Here is a 1,520-nt window from a genome sequence, read left to right as displayed (position 1 = left end):
GCCACGTCTTCTTCCAGTTCCATGCGGCTTTCGCTCAGGGGCCGGGGTTTGTGGCGCTTCTCATACCAGATGCCCAGCGCCACGCACAGCGCCCCGAACAGCAGCCAGCCCAGCACGACCATCATTGGCCCCGACAGGCTCACTTGAGGAAAGTACACGATGCGCCGCAAAGCTTCTATGTAGCCTCCGCCAATCCAGAACTGATTCAGAGCGTCAAAGAAGCGCGGCTGCATGAAGGGCTCAAAGACGCCCCCGCTGGACGTGAAGTTCAGACCCACGAACACTGTCGCGTAAATCATGGTGCTGTAGCGCCCCAGCAGAGGATGCAGCCCGATACCGACCAGCAAAACGGCCAGCGAGTACAGGAAAGTAATCCCCAGCACGGCGGGAACGTGGCCTGCGAACATGCCGAACAGCCCAGCCGCCACCCCGCCTTCAATCAGGGTGATCGCCAGCGCCGCCCCCAGCGCCAGCAGCAGCCGCTCACGCCAGGAACGGGTCGCGCCCGCCGCTGCAATGGCGATAGACAGCGCGTAACTGGTCACGCTGATGACCACCAGGAAAAAGAAGGCGTTCTGACCCACGGGGTCGTTGCTCGAAAGCGGCACCACGTTGCGGTAAGAGATAGGCAGGCCCGTCTTGTGCGATACCGCCTCAAACATGCGCTGCACGACCATCGCCGTGGTATCGGAGGCGGCGGGGGCCAGCAGAACTTTGCCCTCTTCTCTGCCAGGAATGAACGCCCCCGCTATTTCCAGATGTCTGAGGGCTTCCCGCGCCGCCGCGCTGTCCGGCAGGGCTCGCAAGCTCACCATATCGCCCAGTCCCGCCTGCAATTTTTCCATGACTGGCCCCGTCACCGCCTGTGGCCCGACCACGGCAATCGGCACCTCATGCGGCGCAGGACGGTGGAACCCCGCCAGATAAGCGAAGGTCATGAACAGACCCATCAGGAAGGTGGGAACCATGTGCGAGATGACGACTTTCATGGGAACAGGTGAGGTAGACGCAGGAGCGGCAGACATGCCCGAACTCTATATCAGGTAAACTGATAAATCAATCTGATAAGTTAGGCTGACAATCTGGTGAATCGGTGTTAGGGTAAGGCGATGTCAAAGCCTGCCCCCGAAGACACTCCTTTGCCCCTGCTGGCAGACCGCCTGGTGGCGCTGACCTGGGCGCTGGCCCGCAAACTCCGCTCGGAAGGCCACGCCGACTCGCCGCTGACGCTGTCGCAACTGGCGATTTTGAGCCATTTGGAGCGCCAGCCTGGGCTGACGGGCGCAGAACTGGCCCGCGCCGAGATGGTCACGCCGCAGTCTATGAACGCTGCGGTGAGCGAGTTGCGGCGGCTGAAACTGATAGACGCACAGCCCAGCAGCAGCGATGGCAGACGCTTGGCACTGAGCCTCACAGGGGTGGGCAGCGAGGCATTGCAGCAAACCCGCGAACGCCGCGCCGCGTGGCTGGTGGCCTTTTTGGAGCAGGAACTCAGCGCGGAAGAACGCGAGCATTTAGAT

The 1,520-nt window shown here is 62.0% G+C and carries 2 protein-coding genes; one reads left to right on the top strand and one right to left on the bottom strand.

Going from position 1 to position 1,520, the window contains the following annotated elements; all coding sequences use genetic code 11:
- Nucleotides 1–1,025 (bottom strand): hypothetical protein (locus Q4C89_RS14595; RefSeq protein WP_303103351.1); only part of this gene is annotated, 1,025 nt, incomplete at its 3' end.
- Between the two features lie 84 nt (nucleotides 1,026–1,109).
- Here Q4C89_RS14595 and Q4C89_RS14590 point away from each other — a divergent pair.
- The coding region (locus Q4C89_RS14590; protein ID WP_303103350.1) for a MarR family winged helix-turn-helix transcriptional regulator at nucleotides 1,110–1,520 on the top strand (411 nt) is incomplete at its 3' end.

The sequence above is a fragment of the Deinococcus sp. genome, from assembly GCF_030523985.1.
Taxonomy (GTDB): Bacteria; Deinococcota; Deinococci; order Deinococcales; family Deinococcaceae; genus Deinococcus.
This window is presented reverse-complemented; position numbering and strand designations above follow the sequence as displayed.